16 protein-coding genes are annotated in these 16,092 nt (G+C 71.2%); 1 reads left to right on the plus strand and 15 read right to left on the minus strand.

Going from position 1 to position 16,092, the window contains the following annotated elements; genetic code table 11:
* Positions 1-10: 10 nt before the first annotated feature.
* Positions 11-436, minus strand: a complete 426-nt coding sequence (locus ABT369_RS20205) for a hypothetical protein (protein WP_350613871.1) — start codon at positions 434-436, stop codon at positions 11-13.
* A 97-nt stretch (positions 437-533) separates the two neighbouring features.
* Positions 534-1,235 (minus strand): hypothetical protein, encoded by a 702-nt coding sequence (locus tag ABT369_RS20210; RefSeq protein ID WP_350613872.1) that lies wholly within the window; start codon positions 1,233-1,235, stop codon positions 534-536.
* A gap of 192 nt (positions 1,236-1,427) precedes the next feature.
* Here ABT369_RS20210 and ABT369_RS20215 point away from each other — a divergent pair, with 192 nt between their 5' ends.
* Entirely contained in the window at positions 1,428-2,609 is a 1,182-nt protein-coding gene (locus tag ABT369_RS20215; RefSeq protein WP_350613873.1) for an arginine deiminase, read from the plus strand.
* Positions 2,610-2,612: 3 nt separating this feature from the next.
* Here the strand turns inward: ABT369_RS20215 and ABT369_RS20220 are convergent, their stop codons facing one another.
* The 13 genes from ABT369_RS20220 to ABT369_RS20280 all read right to left on the minus strand — a co-directional run bounded on the left by ABT369_RS20220 (position 2,613) and on the right by ABT369_RS20280 (position 16,091).
* Positions 2,613-3,497 (minus strand): DUF5926 family protein, encoded by an 885-nt coding sequence (locus ABT369_RS20220; protein ID WP_350613875.1) that lies wholly within the window; start codon positions 3,495-3,497, stop codon positions 2,613-2,615.
* Between the two features lie 102 nt (positions 3,498-3,599).
* On the minus strand, positions 3,600-4,001 hold the full coding sequence (locus ABT369_RS20225; RefSeq protein ID WP_350613876.1) for an ATP-binding protein: 402 nt from the start codon (positions 3,999-4,001) through the stop codon (positions 3,600-3,602).
* Between the two features lie 4 nt (positions 4,002-4,005).
* Entirely contained in the window at positions 4,006-5,511 is a 1,506-nt protein-coding gene (locus tag ABT369_RS20230; protein WP_350613878.1) for a sensor histidine kinase, read from the minus strand.
* 93 nt (positions 5,512-5,604) lie between these two features.
* Positions 5,605-6,459, minus strand: a complete 855-nt coding sequence (locus ABT369_RS20235) for a glycerophosphodiester phosphodiesterase (protein ID WP_350613879.1) — start codon at positions 6,457-6,459, stop codon at positions 5,605-5,607.
* Complete coding sequence (locus tag ABT369_RS20240) at positions 6,440-6,778, minus strand: rhodanese-like domain-containing protein (RefSeq protein ID WP_350613881.1); 339 nt, start codon at positions 6,776-6,778, stop codon at positions 6,440-6,442. Before ABT369_RS20240 ends, ABT369_RS20235 begins: the two co-directional genes overlap by 20 nt.
* A gap of 9 nt (positions 6,779-6,787) precedes the next feature.
* Complete coding sequence (locus tag ABT369_RS20245) at positions 6,788-7,864, minus strand: LCP family protein (RefSeq protein ID WP_350613882.1); 1,077 nt, start codon at positions 7,862-7,864, stop codon at positions 6,788-6,790.
* 379 nt (positions 7,865-8,243) lie between these two features.
* Positions 8,244-9,479: an LCP family protein gene (locus tag ABT369_RS20250; RefSeq protein WP_502891791.1), complete on the minus strand. Its 1,236-nt coding sequence runs from the start codon at positions 9,477-9,479 to the stop codon at positions 8,244-8,246.
* Between the two features lie 70 nt (positions 9,480-9,549).
* Positions 9,550-10,518, minus strand: coding sequence for an NAD-dependent epimerase/dehydratase family protein (locus ABT369_RS20255; RefSeq protein WP_350613884.1), 969 nt, complete (start codon positions 10,516-10,518; stop codon positions 9,550-9,552).
* 81 nt (positions 10,519-10,599) lie between these two features.
* Entirely contained in the window at positions 10,600-12,369 is a 1,770-nt protein-coding gene (locus ABT369_RS20260) for a monocarboxylic acid transporter (protein ID WP_350613886.1), read from the minus strand.
* Positions 12,362-12,751, minus strand: coding sequence for a DUF485 domain-containing protein (locus ABT369_RS20265; RefSeq protein ID WP_350613887.1), 390 nt, complete (start codon positions 12,749-12,751; stop codon positions 12,362-12,364). The genes ABT369_RS20260 and ABT369_RS20265 overlap by 8 nt, the downstream gene beginning before the upstream one ends.
* A gap of 175 nt (positions 12,752-12,926) precedes the next feature.
* Positions 12,927-13,436: a flavin reductase family protein gene (locus ABT369_RS20270; protein WP_350613889.1), complete on the minus strand. Its 510-nt coding sequence runs from the start codon at positions 13,434-13,436 to the stop codon at positions 12,927-12,929.
* A gap of 19 nt (positions 13,437-13,455) precedes the next feature.
* Positions 13,456-15,321 (minus strand): ABC transporter permease, encoded by a 1,866-nt coding sequence (locus ABT369_RS20275; protein WP_350613891.1) that lies wholly within the window; start codon positions 15,319-15,321, stop codon positions 13,456-13,458.
* On the minus strand, positions 15,312-16,091 hold the full coding sequence (locus tag ABT369_RS20280; protein ID WP_350613893.1) for an ABC transporter ATP-binding protein: 780 nt from the start codon (positions 16,089-16,091) through the stop codon (positions 15,312-15,314). The genes ABT369_RS20275 and ABT369_RS20280 overlap by 10 nt, the downstream gene beginning before the upstream one ends.
* Position 16,092 lies beyond the last annotated feature (1 nt).

Here is a 16,092-nt window from a genome sequence, read left to right on the forward strand (position 1 = left end):
GGCAGTGAGCTCAGTTGATCAGCGAGAAGAAGGTGAGCGACCCGACCGTCTTGCCGCCCTCGGTCAGCGGCGTGGCGATGGCGTCGAAGGTGCACGGCCCGGTGGCGCACTCGATGCGGATCAGCCCGCGCGCGAGGCGGCCCGAGATCAGCGCCAGCACTATGGGCATGCGGGCGACCTCGGTCTGCTCCAGCGGCTTGCCGTCGGCGAAGTCGAGCAGTCGCAGCACCCCGTCCTCCGCGAGCAGGGGCCGGTTCACCGGAGACTCGGTGAGGCCGAGCATCTGCTCGAACGACGCGGACATCGCCACCACGACCTGCTCGGCGTCGATCACCAGGCAGGCCTCGGCGGCACCGTCCACGGTCGAGCCCCAGCGCTCCAGGCCGGGTTCCGCGGAGGGAAGATCGGAGATGGAGAATTCGACGTGCTGCGGCACAGCGCCTCCTCAGGCACCGGTCGTGCGAATGCGAGCAGCCGGCAACCAAGCCCGATCGTGAATCTTCATCGCATCGCGTCCGGCCACCTCGAAGAGGCTACTCCGAGTGACCTCGCTTGTCAGTGCCCACCTGTTCACCGTCGCGGTACCACCGGTAGCCCTCGGCCACCGCGTCGTACCCCGGCTGGAACCAGGTCGCGGGGTGCACGGCCAGGTCGAACACCTTGTCGACGGTCTCCGCCGCGAGCCGCTGCCCGCGGGCGTTGAGCACGCGCGGAAGCTCGTGGTAGGCGGTGACCAGGCAGCCCTTGGGAACGCCGTAGAAGCTGATTTTTCCGCTACCGGCGAACGCGAGGACGGGCATCACGGGGATCGAGACCCCGGCACTGCGGGACAGCGCCTCGGTGGCGGCACGCGCCTCGCGGCGGGCCTCCTCGACGTAGCGCGGCCGCTTGCCGTCGATCTGGACCACGTCGCCGGCGAACGCGACCCGGCTGCGTCCGTGGTCCTTGACCGTGACGGCGAAGACGCCGCCCGGCCCGACCGCCAGGAAGCCGGTGCGCTCGGCCCCGCCGAGCTCGCGGAGGTCCAGGACGTGCCACTCGTCGCCGAGGTGGCCGATGAGAGAGCCGATCCGGCGGTACTGACGGCTGTGCGCCGCCTCTTCCCGGCGCGTCTCGCGCTCTGCCCTGCGAGTTCGAACCCAGTCGATGGGGGTCGGCCGGCCCGCGTCGACGATGACGCGTTCTTCGAACCCTTCGGGCTGCGAATCTTGACCGCGGTACAGGACGTCGGTCATGTCGCACACCTCCGATGTCGCCGCTTCGGTTGCGTGTGTGTCCAAACACCGTACGTGAGGGCCCCCACGGTCGGCATCATCTAGTGGTCGGAATGACATGGAGTGACTGGGATGAATGCCGCATTCACGACCCTTCATGAATTTCACATAGCGACAACCAGACGATATCGGATCGACCGTTAGGGTGACCCCATGAGTGTCGACACGGAGGTCGGGCGCCTGGTCACGGTGCTGTTGCACCGCCCGGGAGCGGAGCTGGCCCGGCTGACGCCGCGCAACAACGACTCGCTCCTCTTCGACGGCATTCCGTGGGTCGGCCGGGCGCAGGAGGAGCACGACATCTTCGCCTCCGCATTGCGCGCACACGGCGTCGAGGTGCTCTACGTGGCGACACTGCTCGCCGAGGCGCTCACGATCGAGGCGGCGAGGGCCGAGGTGAGCGCCGCGGTGCTGGCCGACTACCGGCTCGGCGACACGCTGCGCGAGCACGTCGCGGCCCACCTGTCCGACCTTTCGCCCGCGGAGCTGGCCACCACGCTGGTGGCCGGGCTGAGCCGCGCCGAGATGGGCCTGGACGGGCGCGACGGCGGGCTGGTGCACGCGCTCATGGAGCCGGGCGAGTTCGTCATCGACCCGCTGCCCAACCTGCTGTTCACGCGGGACTCATCCGTATGGGTCGGCCCGCGGGTGGCGGTCACGAGCCTGGCGATGCACGCGCGGAGCCGCGAGACCACGCTCACGCACGCGATCTATCGGCACCATCCCCGGTTCGCCGGCACGGAGCTGCTCTACGACCCGTCCCTGGAGCACCTGGAGGGCGGGGACGTGCTCCTGCTCGCCCCGGGCGTGCTGGCGGTCGGCGTCGGCGAGCGGACCCGCCCGGCCGGCGCCGAACGGCTCGCCCGGCGCTGCTTCGCCGCGGGGCTGGCCCACACCGTCCTGGTGGTGCCCATCGCCCAGGAGCGCGCCACGATGCACCTGGACACCGTGTGCACCATGGTCGACGTCGACGCCGTCGTGATGTACCCCAACGTCGCCACCAGTCTGCGGGCCTGGACGGTCACGGCCGAGTCGTGCACCGGCCCGGCCCCGTTCCTCACCGCCGCGGCCGCCGCGATGGGCATCGACACGCTGCGGGTGATCGACACCGGCCTCGACCCGGTGACGGCCGAGCGCGAGCAGTGGGACGACGGCAACAACACGCTCGCGATCGCCCCGCGGCTGTGCGTGGCCTACGAGCGCAACGTCGAGACCAACGCGCAGCTGGAGCGCCACGGCATCGAGGTCATCCGCATCCCGGGCTCGGAGCTGGGCTCGGGGCGGGGCGGACCGCGCTGCATGTCCGCCCCGATCCACCGCGATCAGGGGCTGTGAGGCCTACCGGAGGGGCTGCTGGCGCCCGATCAGGCCCTGCTTGGCCCGGCGCTCGGCGGAGGTCAGCGGGTCGGTGACCGCGAGCGCCTCCTGATAGCGCTTGGCGAACTCCGCCACCGGCGCCTCCCAGTGCTCGGCCGGGGTCTCGAACGGCAGGTCCCACACCGGGGCGAGGAGCCCGTGCGCGCGGAACATGCCCGCGAACTTGGTGTCGTCGCCGAGCAGCAGCCCGCCGCCGGCCGACAGGCGCGACAGCGCGTCCAGGGCGCGGTCCTCGTCGTCGCCGAGCACCAGGCGCACGTGCGAGCGGTCGGTGACCTGGCACCAGTAGGTGGCCGGGGCGGCGGCCAGCTTCACGGTGGGGAAGATGCTCGCGTTGGCCCGCTCGAGCGAGGCGCGCACGTTGGGGTCGTCGGCGGCGTTGTCGTCGAGCCAGAACTCGAACCCGGTGTGCACCGTGATCTCGAGCGGGGCGTTCTCGATGACGTCCTGGAGGCGGTCGCCGAGGCCGGGCAGGGCGGGGATGTCGACGGACTGGCCGCTCGGGGTCTCCAGGCCGCACTGCAGCGCCACGGCGAGGTCGCGCGAGACGTCGCCGGACTGCACGTGCCGCTGCAGCCCGATGAACACGCGCCCGTCGGGCTTGGTCATGGCCGGCCACGCCATCGGCAGGACGGTCGCGAGGGTGACCTGGCGCTCGCCGTACTTCTCGGCGAACGCGGGCGACAGCTTCAACGGGGCCGAGGCGGCCGGCACCAGCTCTCGCAGGGCAACCCACTCGGGCTCGTCGGCCAGGCCCTGGAACGGACGGCCGACGTACACGTCGCGGATCTTCTCGCGCTTCTCGCCGCCGGCGCGGCCACGGGGGGTCTTCGCACGCTTGCTCACGGCGATCCAGCCTAGGCCTTCACGCACCGCGACGCGCAGACACACCCACTACACGCGCATCACTCACCCGCGCAGGTCCCACAAATCCGGCATATCGGACGGTCAGAGGGTCGCCCAGACGCATTGACCGAGGCCGTCGCGCTCGACGCCCCAGCCGGTGGACAGGGCGGCCACGATCGTCAGGCCGCGGCCGTCGATGGAGTCGGGGCCGGCCACACGCAGCTGCGGGCCGGCGGGCGAGCCGCCGTCGGTCACGCGGATCTCCAGGGTGCCGTCGACCAGGAGGCGCCAGGCGACCCGGATGACGTCGCCGGGCAGCGGGGCCGCGTGCCGGACCGCGTTGCCGACCAGCTCCGCGGCGATCGCGATGGCGTCGTCGAGCCGGTCGGCGGGGACGAGGGCGTCGAGCTCGTCGGCCAGGCGGTGCCGGGCGACGTGGGCGCCGCGGGCGTGGTGGGGCACCACGACGCACCAGGCGCGCGGTTCCGCGACGGTTGTGGACACGCTCTCAAGCCTCCCCGGGGCCGTCGGCGTCAGCTCGGGGCAGTCGCACCTCGGCGACGGTCCCTCCCCCTCGACGTGGTCGCAATGATACCCATCCATGTTGACGCTCGACGATCCGGCGAACCAGGTACAAGCCCAGGCCAACCCCGCCACTCGTGCGCTGGTCGCCGGTCTCCAACTGCCAGAACCGGTCGAAGGCGCGCTCGACGTGCTCCGGCCTGATGCCGATACCCCGGTCGGACACACGAAACCAGACCGTTTGCGGGTCGGCACCCGCTGTCAGCTCGATCTGTACCCAGTTCGGGGAATACTTACCAGCATTTGTCACCAATTCCGCCAGTACGGTGGCCAGGCTCGCCCGGTCCCCCCTCGTCTTGGGCAGCACGGCGGGCACTTCCACGCTCAGGTGCCGCCGCTGGTCGGTGTTGAGCTCCTCGACCGCGGCGACGAGCGACTCCACCAGGTCGAAGGGCAGCAGGGTGGTCGACTCGACGCCGGAGCCGTCGTCGCCGACCGCGTTGAGCAGACGGTCCACGAGCCGGCTGAGCTCGCGGGCGCGCTGCCCGACGACCTGGATGGCCTCGCGGCGGGCGTCCTCGGGCAGGGACTCCCAGTGGTCGACGAGCGTGTCGGCGTATCCCCGGATCACCGTCACCGGCGTGCGCAGCTCGTGGCCGGTGAGCGCGATGAACAGGTCGCGGCCGTCGGGCGGCTGCTCCGGGCGGGCCCGGAACGACACCGAGAGGTCCTCGGAGCCGGGCACGCGGGCGGTGCGGATCTCGATCCAGACGCCCGAGGGCAGCTTGTGGGCGATCGTCGCGTCGCCGGCCGGCAGCGGGAACGGCCACGGCTCCCCGAGCACCGTCTCGGCGGGCCGGGAGGTCAGCAGGGCCGCGGGCGGGTTCCAGGAGCGCACCCGGTGCTCGGGGTCCAGCAGCGCGAACGGCTCGGCCGAGGGGGTGACCGCCGGGCCGTCGGTGTAGACGGGCAGGCCGCGGCCCAGGCCGTACTGCAGCGCGATGAACGACGCCAGGAACCCCAGCGCGGCCCGTTGGCGCTCGTCGGCGGCCCCGTCGGCATCGGTGTAGCTCACGAAGAGCACCCCGGCGCCGGTGCCGTTGGCGGTGACCTCGGAGGCCATCACGCGGTGCAGGCCCCGGCTGTCGAGCTGCTGGCCGCCCGCGGTGCCGATGAGGCTGCTCGGGAACTCGCGGACCCGCGTGCCGAACTGCAGCAGGGCGCGCACCGCGGGGTGAATGAGGTCGATGGGGCGCCCGAGCGCCCACTCGAGGTCGCCGGCGGCCGCGACCACGCGACCGCTGTCGGCCGCGTATTCGATGAACGCCGCCCCGGCCGCGTCGGTGACCTCGGCCGCCACCTCGACCGAGCGCTGCAGGCCCGGAAGGCCGCCGCCGCCGGAGTTCAGCGCCTCCGTCACCTCGGCCAGGCCGGTGAACGCGCGACCGCCGGGGACGAGACCGCCGGACCCTTCCGCGGCAGCATCGACCATGGTGCGAGTCTGCCTCGCATCCGCCGGACGCGAAAGGTCGAGCTCTAAACTTGTCCGACTCAAGTCAGGCGGAATCCGTGGTCAAAGCCGAGGTCAGGGCCTATGTCCGGCCTCGCGCAGGCGCTCGATCACGTAGGCCGGGCGGTCGGAGATGATGCCGTCGACGCGAAGCTTCATCACCAGGTCGACCTCGTCCGGCTCGTTGACGGTCCAGACGTAGACCGGGTAGCCGCGCCGGTGCAGCCGCTCGACGAGCTCCGGCGAGGCGCGCAGGAGCCCCACCCCGGGGCCGCCGATCGAGCTGGCGGGCGGCAGCCACCCGATGCGGCTCGGCACCGACCAGACGTCGATGAGCATCACGGTGGGCAGCCCCGGCGCCCGCTGCCGGACGCGCTTGACGGCGTTGGCCGAGAACGACATCACGGTCACCTGCAGGGCGCGCTCGGGATCGGGGCGATCCAGGCCGTACCGCCGCAGCAGTCGCAACAGCGCCAGCTCGACCGCCCCGCCGTAGCGCACGGGGTGCTTGGTCTCGATGAGCAGGCGCACCGGGCGCCCCGCGTCGGTCGCGACACCGAGCAGCCGGTCGAGCGTGAGCAGCCTGCTCCGCCACTTGTCGTCGACCTGGGAGCGGTCGACGATCAGCCCGTCGGGCGACTCGGGCAGGTCGGCGCGCCAGGACGAGAAGTCGAAGCGGTCGAGCTCGGCGAGGGTCTGGGTGCTCACCCGGCCGCGCCCGTCGCTGGTGCGGTCGATGCGCGAGTCGTGCAGGCACACCAGGTGGCCGTCGCGGGTGAGCCGGACGTCGCACTCGAGCCCGTCGGCCCCCTCCTCGATGGCGAGCAGGTATGCGTCCAGCGTGTGCTCCGCGTGCCGGTGCGACGAGCCACGATGCGCGAAGACCAGCGGCCGCCAGGAATCCGGCGGCTCAGACGACGCGGGGAGCACCGCCGTCCTCGCTCACCATGGCGCGGCCCGCCGCGGCCCAGCTCTGCATGCCGCCGTCGAGATTGATCGAGCGGTCCAGCCCGTTCTGGTGCAGGAACGCGACCACCTGCGCGGAGCGGCCGCCGACGCGGCAGACCACGACCACGTCGCGATCGGTGGGGAGGTCGCCGAGCCGCGCCGGGATCTCCATCATCGGCACGTGGACGGCGCCCGGCGCGTGGCCGGCCGCCCACTCGTCGTCCTCGCGCACGTCGAGCAGAAAGGCCTCGTCGGGAACATCTCCGGCCGCGACGGCCGGAATGGAGCTTCGCCTGAACACCAAAACAGGCTACATGTGGTTGACCCACGTGGGGTTTTCGACCGCCCAGGAGTCCAGCAGGTCGTCGCGTATGGCCGTGTAGAGCCCCTCGGACTCGGGCAGGGCCACCACGTAGGAGATGCCGCCGATGTCCTGCGGCTCGGACGGCACCTGCAGGCCCATCAGGTTGCCGGGCCGCACGTTGCGCAGCGCGAACATGAGGTCGGCCAGCGAGACGCCGTTGGTGTCGACGGTCAGCGCCTGACCGATCGCCCGGATGAACTTGTCCAGCGCGATCGGGTTGGTGGTGAGGTCCTTCTCCTGCGCCTTGTCGAGCATCGCCCGGATGAACTTCTGCTGGTTCTTCTGGCGGTCGTAGTCACCGTTGGCGAGGCTCTTGCGCTGCCGCACGAGGTCCAGCGCCTGCCACGACTCGAGGTGGTGGCAGCCGGGCTCGTAGACGGCCGGGTGACCGCCGTTCGCGGGCGAGAGGTAGTTGCCCTTGTCGTCCCAGCCGAGGTGGATCGAGGTGACCTTCTGGTCGATGCACATGTCGACCCCGCCGAGCAGGTCGACCGCGGTCTTGAAGCCGTCGAAGTCGACGATCGCGGCGCCGTCGAACCGGATGCCGAGCACGTTGTGCAGGGTCTCGGCGAGCAGCTGCACGCCGCCCTCGCCCCCGCCGCCGTGCTGGAACGCGCCGTTGATCTTCTCGTGGGACGAGCCGCGGAAGCCCGTCGGCGCGAAGGCGGGGATCGGCACCCGCAGGTCGCGCGGGACCGAGAGCAGGTAGGCCCGGTCCATGGTGGCCGGGATGTGCAGGATGATGATCGAGTCGGAGCGCTGGCCGTCCTCGGGATCGAGGGCGCGCAGGTCCGAGCCGAGCAGCAGGAAGTTGAGCGGGCCGTCGATCGCGGTGTGGCGGGTCTCGTCGGGGTTGCCGGCGCGCGAGCTGTCGCCGAGCAGCGTCTTCTGGTTGATGCTCGCCGTGTAGCGCCGGTTGAGCACGTTCACCCCGACGACGGCGGTGGCCGAGAGCAGCACGACCACGAGTCCGAAGGCGATGAGCAGCCGGGCCCAGATGGGGTCGCGGCCGGGGAGCTTCACCCTGTTGGGTTTCCCGGCTCGCTTCGCCGCAATCGGGGATTCAGATGGCGCGGATTCGGAGGATTGCGCGCTTTTCGGGGTATTCTCACTCGCGGCGGTGACGGCGTCATCGGTGGACATGCCGGCCTGACCGTCGAGTTCCTGCTGCATTCGCTGCCCCCGAGCCAACCCGCCCGCGCGTCGGCGGGAATTCATTCGAGTCTACGTTCGCGGCCCCAGGCCCGCTGACCGAGCCACCCGGGCGTGGTCCCCTGTGTGGCCATCGATGGGCGATTTCTACTCGTTCACTCGGCATTCGGGCAATGAGATCTAGACGACAGCCCGGGCATGCAACCCCACTCACGGGGAGACATGCCCGGGCTTGCCCGATTTACGCGGTCTACTTGGTCTTGGTCGACGGCGCCGTCGAGGGCTTCGGGCCGTTGGTCGCCATCCAGTCGGACATCTTGTCGGTGCGGACGGCCTCGTAGAGCGAGGTCGCCTTCTCCTTGTCCGGCACCACGACGTCCTCGCCGCCGATCTTCTTGCTGCCGTCGTTCGGGCTCACCATGAACGTGAGGTCGTCGCTGCGCAGGTTGCGGAACTGCAACGCCATGTCGGCCAGCGAGAAGTCCTTGTCGACGGTCATCGCCTTGGTGACGGCCTTGAGGAACGAGTTGAGCTTCGATGGGCTGGTCACCGTGCCGGAGCTGACGGCCTTGTCGAGGATGGCCTTCATCATCTCCTGCTGGTGACGCATGCGGGCGAAGTCGCCGTCGGGGAACTGGTAGCGCTGGCGCGCGTAGTCCAGGGCCTCGTCGCCGTTGAGGTGGTTCATGCCCTTCTTGAACTGCCGCTTCGGCGGGTGGATCGAGGTGATGTCCTTCTCGATGTTCATGTCGATGCCGCCGAGGGCGTCGATCACCTGCTTGAAGCCGCCGAAGTCGATGAGCAGCACGTGGTCCATGCGGACCTTGGTGTACTCCTCGATGGTCTGCACGGTCAGCGGGGTGCCGCCCCACGAGAACGACGCGTTGAGCTTGGCGTTCGTGTTGCCGTACTGCGTCGTCTTGCTCTTGGGGATGTGCACGTAGAGGTCGCGCGGCATCGAGATCAGGTAGGCCTTCTGGTGGTCGGCCGGGATGTGCATCATGATCATCGTGTCGGTGCGCCACTCACCCGGCTTGCCCTTGTTGTCGGGGTCGCGGGAGTCGCTGCCGAGCAGCAGGATGTTCAGCGCGCCGTCGGCCACCTTGGGCGGGCGGCCGTCGGTGATCTGCGAGAACGGGTCGTCGCGGTTCAGGCCGGCGTCGACGTTGCGGTAGTAGATGTAGCCGCCGACGCCGGCCAGCAGGGCCAGCACGACGATGCCGGCGCCGGCGACGAGCGCGATGCGGCCCCAGCGCGGACGGATCTTCTTGCGGCCGGAGTACTGGCCGCCGTTGCCCGGGGTGCGACCCGGGCGGTTGGGCGGCGGCGGCGAACCCGCCCGGCCGTACACGCCTGGCGACGCGGGGCTGGTCGGGGCGTTGGCTGCGGAAACTCGGGCGCGGGCGCCCGACGTCGGAGCGAGCGCGCCGGGCACCGAGGCGCGACCCGAGGAATTTGGGCCGCGTGAGGCAGGCGTGGTGGGCATAACACCACGATACGAACCTGGCGCCCTCGCGCCACGTAACCGCGACGGGCGCGGCACGAACCGGGGAGTGTCAGCGGCTGCGGAAATACTCGACCGTGCGCGCGAGTCCCTCCTCGGGCCCGACGACCGGCTCGTATCCCAGCAGCTCACGCGCCTTGGTCAGGTCGGGCCGGCGCCGCTCGGGGTCGTCCGCCGTCCGGGCGACGAGCGCCACGCGGGAGGAGCTGTCGCAAATCCGCACGATCGTCTCGGCGAGCTCGAGCATGGTCATCTCGTGCGTGGTGCCGCAGTTGATCGGGCCGGTCTCGTGGGAGTCGAGCAGCGTCAGGATGCCGCGCACGAGGTCGGAGACGTAGGTGATCGAGCGCGTCTGCGTGCCGGTACCGTGCACGGTGATCGCCTCGCCGCGCAGCGCCTGGGAGATGAAGGTCGGGATCGCGCGCCCGTCGTCGGGGCGCATGCGCTCGCCGTAGGTGTTGAAGATCCGCACGATGCCCACGTCGACCCCGCGGCCGCGGTGGTAGCCCATGACGGCCGCCTCCGAGAAGCGCTTGGCCTCGTCGTAGACGCTGCGGATGCCGATCGGGTTGACGTTGCCCCAGTAGGACTCCGGCTGCGGGTGGACCAGCGGGTCACCGTAGGCCTCGGACGTCGAGGCCATGATGAACCGGGCCCCGTCGGCCGCGGCCCGCTCCAGCAGCTGCAGGGTGGCCAGCGAGCCGACCCGCAGGATCTCCACCGGCAGCGACGCGAAGTCGGTCGGGCTGGCCGGGGAGGCGAAGTGCATGATCGCGTCGAAGCGCGCCGTGAGGGCGTCGACGGCCGGCAGCGGCTCGGTGACATCCGCCTCCACCAGGGTGAACTTGGGGTTCTCCTGGAGGTGCGCGACGTTGTCCTTACTCCCCGTGATGAAGTTGTCGACAACGACGACCTCGGCCCCTCGGGCGACCAGGGCATCCGCGAGGTGGGACCCGACAAACCCGGCTCCACCCGTCAGAAGGACGCGGTGACCCTCGCCGTAACGCTGCGCAACGACCATGACCGACAGCCTAGCGTGTCCCGGTGCGGGGCCCGGGGGCTCGGCGGCGCCCCCGGACCCGGCACACTTCGGTGAACTTCGTCAGTGCGCGCCGGCGCCGGTCATCGACCGGGCCTCCAGCTCGCTGTACTTGTCCGGGTCCCGCTCCTTGCTGGTCATCGCGCCGATGGCGGCGAAGATGAACCCGAGCGGGATCGAGATCAAGCCCGGGTTCTCCAGCGGGATCGGCGCCGCGGTGGTGCAGCTGAACAGCGCCGTGGCGTTGGACACCTCCTTGGAGGTCTGCGCCACCCCGCAGTCCTTGGCCTGGGACGCGGTGAGCGTCGCCGGGGTGCGGGCGTCGCTGACGCCGCCCCAGGAGATCGGGCTGAGCAGCACCACGCCGACGGCCGAGATGAGGCCGGCGTAGATGCCCCAGGTCGCGCCGCGGGTGTTGAACCGCTTCCAGAACAGCGAGAACAGAATCGCCGGCAGGTTCGCCGACGCGGCGATCGCGAACGCCAGCGCCACCAGGAAGGCGACGTTGAGGTTGCGGGCCACGATGCCGAGCACGATGGCCACGGCGCCGATGACGAACGCCGAGTACCGCGCGACGACGACTTCCTGCCGCTCGTCGGTCTGGCCCCGCTTGATCACGTTGGCGTAGAGGTCGTGCGCCAGCGACGAGGACGAGGCCAGGGTGAGCCCGGCGACCACGGCGAGGATGGTGGCGAAGGCGACGGCGGCGATGATCGCCAGGAGCAGCGATCCGCCGAAGTCGCCGCCGAGGTACCGCTTGCCCAGTTCCTGTGCCAGCTGCGGGGCCGCGGTGTTGCCGGCCGCGTCCTGCGCGACGATCGCCTGGCGGCCGACCAGCGCCGCGGCGCCGAAGCCCAGCGCCAGGGTCATCAGGTAGAACACGCCGATGAGGCCGATCGCCCAGACGACGCTCTTGCGGGCCGCCTTGGCGTTGGGAACGGTGTAGAACCGGATCAGGATGTGCGGCAGGCCCGCGGTGCCGAGCACCAGCGCGAGGCCGAGCGAGATCAGGTCCAGCTTGCTCACCAGCGTCGCCGTGGCGTTGCCGGCGAACTCGCGGCCGTAGCGCAGCCCGGGCTCGAGGAACGCGTCGGTCGGGTTGCGGCCCGACTTCGCCGCGGCCTCGCCGAGCAGGCTCGACAGGTTGAACTTGTAGTGCGCGAGGACGAGCAGGGTCAGCACGAGCGCGCCGATCATCAGCATGAACGCCTTGACGATCTGCACGTAGGTCGTGCCCTTCATGCCGCCGACCGTGACGTACACGATCATCAGCACGCCGATGAGCGCGATCGTGACGATCTTCGCGGTCTCGGCGCTCATGCCCATGAACGTGTCGCCGGCCTTGATGCCCAGCAGCAGCGCCACGAGCGCGCCGGCGCCGACCATCTGGGCGAGCAGGTAGAAGATCGACACGATGATCGTCGAGATGCTGCCCGCGGTGCGCACCGGCGCCTGCCGCATGCGGAACGCGAGCACGTCGGCCATCGTGTACCGGCCCGAGTTGCGCATCAACTCGGCCACCAGCAGCAGCGCGACGAGCCACGCGACCAGGAAGCCGATGCTGTAGAGGAAGCCGTCGTAGCCGTTGAGCGCGATGATGCCGGCGATGCCGAGGAAGCTCGCCGCCGACATGTAGTCGCCGCCGATCGCCATGCCGTTCTGGAAGCCGCTGAACGAGCGCCCGCCGGCGTAGAAGTCGGCGGCGGTGCGGTTCTGCCGGCTCGCCCAGATGGTGATGCCGAGCGTGACGCCGACCAGGATGACGAACAGCGTCAGGGTCAGCGTGCGCTGGGTCGTCACCGACGTCGCGGCGAGATACACCTGATCAGGCATCGCCCTCTCCCTCCGTCGCCGCGGCGGCCGCGGTGCCGGCGGCCGGCGCGCCCTCGATCTTGGCCCGCAGGTCGTCGGCCAGCGGGTCGATGCGACGCTCGGCGTAGCGCGCGTAGAGCCACGCGATCAGGAACGTCGACACGAACTGCAGGAGCCCGAAGATCAGGGCGACGTTGATGTGCCCGACGACCTTGGTGCTCATGAAGTCGCGGGCGTATGCGGACAGGAGCACGTAGAGCGCGTACCAGATGAGGAACGCGGCGGACACGGGAAAGACGAACTTGCGCAGCGTGCTGCGCAGGGCGTCGAACTCCGGCGTGCGGGCGACGGCGACGTAGCGGTTCTCGCCGATCTCCTCGGAAGCCGGGGTCTCGGTGCTCATGGTTGATCACCACCTGCCATTGGGGGGTGTGGTGCGGGTAACCGCGCACGGTAGGAACCCGGCAGGCATCTATAAAGATCTTTACCCGGCACCGGTACCGCACGTGCGCCGAACGGCACCGCCCGTGCGCCCAGTGACACCCGTCACACCGGTTACCGGTGGTATCGAAACGTTCTCAGCGGCGGTAGCGGCCGCGCTCGTGCACCAGCGGCTCCCCGTCGGCGTCGAGCAGCTCGACGTGCTCGATCTCCGCCTCCACCAGCAGCGACCAGCCCTTGGGCGCGGCCCCGGCCAGACGGCACCCGGCCCAGCTGCGCCCGAGCGGCACCGGCCCGAAGCCGGTGCGCTCCCACTCGCCGGTGGCGAAGAGCCCGCCCGGCGCCGGCATCAGCCCCGCGAAGCGGTCCGCGAGCTGCCGGTCGTCCGCGGCCAGCAGGCTCACCGCGAACCGCCCGCTCTCCTCGGCCGCCGCCCACAGGTCGCTCTCGTCGTCGACGAGCCCGAGCACCCGCCCCGGCTCGCCGTCCACGACGAGCAGCGACGAGACGGTCAGGCCGCGCTCGCCGTGGCGCTCGCTCGCGGCGGTCCACAGCGTGACGGCGGCAGGCAGCCGCCCGCGCAGCCGCCGGACGGGTGACTTGAGCTCGTCCGGCGTGGCGAACGGGTCGGAGGCGTGGATGCTCACGCCCCCATTGTCGCGAACTTCAGGCCCGCTTCGGGGTCACCGCGGCCAACACCTCCGGGGCGCGCCGCTGCAGCAGGTTGCCCGCGATCCGGGTGCCGACCCAGGCGATCGCGGAGCCCCACGCGAGCCCGATCGGCAGCACGACCCAGGTGAGCCCGTCGGGCAGCAGCGCGAACGCGGCGGCCACCGGCGCGGTCAGGATCCAGGTGCTGAACATGCTCACGAATGACAGCAGGCCCTTGGCCCCGCCCCGGCCGCTGTTCATCGCGAACGGGTTGGTGGACTCGGGCATCGGGTAGGGCGCCAGGACGGACGTGATGCCGGCGGCCCCGACCGAGATGCCGAAGGCGCACAGCCCGACCCCGACGGCCGCCGGAAGCTCGGCGGCGTGCCCGCTCAGGATCGAGGCGGCCACGGTACCGACCAGCAGCAGCGGAAACGCCAGGACACCCACGGCGACGGCGCGGGCCGCGAGCTCGACCTGACCGGGCACCTCCGTGAGCATGTGCAGCGCGTAGGCCGTGCCGTCGTTGCCGAACTGGTTCACCAGCACCAGGCCGACGAACGCGCCCGCGAACATCAGCGAGAACACGAGCGCGTGCTCGCTCAGCCCGGGCGTGCCCGAGCGGCCGCCGTTGGCGCCGAAGGTGAACGCGAACGGGATGACCACCGACGCGGCCAGCAGCGAGATGAGGCTCGCCCGGCGGCGGGGGTCCCGCAGCCAGTAGCGCATCTCCCGCGACAGCAGCGCCGTGAACCGCCCCGCCGGCAGGAACCGCACGACCCGCGGGATGAACGCGCGCACCGGGGCCTCGCCGGTCGCGGCCCGGCGGTTGGCGCCCGGGCCCGCGGCGCTGCCGATCATCGCCGACTCGATCGTCTGCTGCCACCACCACAGCAGCAGGACGATCCCGGCCACCCCGATGAGCAGCCGGACCGGGACCAGCGCCCAGTTGCCGTCGATGGCGTCCACGTACGCCACGTAGGGCGCCGCCAGCGGGGTCCACGACAGCACCTCGCCGACCAGCGTCGCCTGCCGCGACTCGCCGCGCTGGACGAGCGCGAAGACGAGCTGGAACAGCGGGTTGCACGAGATGCCCAGGAGCGCGATCAGCAGCGCGGCCAGGTCGCGGACCCGGCGCGAGCGCAGCATCCGCGCGAACGCGCTCGTCACCGCCCGGCTCGCGGCCACGCACACGCCGATGCCGACGACCGCGCCGAGCACCGCGACGATCGCGGGCGCGAGGCCGCCGTCGTACGCGGCTCCGATGACCGAGCCGAGGGTGGCCAGCAGCGTGACGGTCGGCGGGATGCCGACGAACGCGGCGGCGAGCATGCCGCCGATCAGCGTGCGGCGCGGCACCGGCAGCAGCGCGAAGCGCGCCGGGTCGAGGGTCTCGTCGACGCCGAAGAACAGCAGCGGCACGAAGACCCAGGCGAGCACGACGGCGGCCCCGGCGAACGCGGCCACGGTCGGGCGCAGGTGCCCGGTCGCCAGGCTGCTGGCCGCGAACGCGGCGAAGCCGCCGAACGCGGCCCAGAGCCCGAACAGCGCTCCGAGGATGAACAGGATGAGCCGCGAGTGCCGGCCGAACCGCTTGCGCGCCGAGTCGGCCGGGTGCGAGCGGCCGGGCCGCAGCGAGTTGCCCAGGATGCGCAGCTTGAGGCGGACGAAGTACGAGATCCGCGGTCGGCCCGTCGCGATCGGCTCGTGCGGGCGCAGCGTGGGCGCGTCGGGCGGTGCGGGCCGCGGTGCGGGCACGCCGACGGCGGCCGGGTGCGCGGTGTCCGGGTGCGCGGTGCCCATGTCCGGCCACAGCGGTCCCGAGTCGGCGCCGGGGCGGGGCTGCGGGATCGGGGCGTCGGAGCCGCCGGTCACAGCCACGACAGCTCCGCGCCCGTGGAGACGCGGCCGCCGACGATGTCGACGAAGACGTCCTCGAGCTCGCGGCCGCCGCGCACCTCGTCCGTGGTACCGACGATCTTGATCTGCCCGTCGGCCAGAATCGCGATGTGCGTGCACAGCTTCTCGACCACGGCCATGACGTGGCTGGAGAAGACGACCGTCCCGCCGTTGCGCACGTAGCGGATCAGGATGTCCCGGATGAGCGCGCCGGAGACCGGGTCGACGGCCTCGAACGGCTCGTCGAGCACGAGCAGCCGCGGCGCGTGCAGCAGCGCGCAGGCCAGGCCGATCTTCTTCTTCATGCCCGCGGAGTAGTCGACGACCAGGGTGCGCCCGGCGTCGGCGAGGCCGAGCACCTCGAGCAGCTCCGCGGCCCGGGCGTTGACGACGTCCTGCGGCAGCCCGCGCAGCAGCCCGGTGTAGGCCAGCAGCTCGCTGCCGGAGAGCCGGTCGAACATGCGCGCCGAGTCCGGCAGCGCGCCCAGGCGCCGCTTGGCCTCGACCGGGTCCGACCACACGTCGTGGCCGAGCACGTAGGCGTGCCCGGCGTCGGGGCGCAGCAGCCCCACGGCCATGGACAGCGAGGTGGTCTTGCCGGCGCCGTTCGGGCCGAGCAGCCCGAAGAACGATCCCGTCGGCACGTCGAGGTCGACTCCGGCGACCGCGACCTTGTCATCGAAGCGTTTGGTGAGCCCCCGCAGCGCGAGAGCCGAATTCGGCCCGCCTGTCACATTCTGAACGTAGGTCACG

This window comes from Dactylosporangium sp. NPDC000244 (assembly GCF_040300725.1).
Lineage (GTDB): Bacteria > Actinomycetota > Actinomycetes > Mycobacteriales > Micromonosporaceae > Dactylosporangium.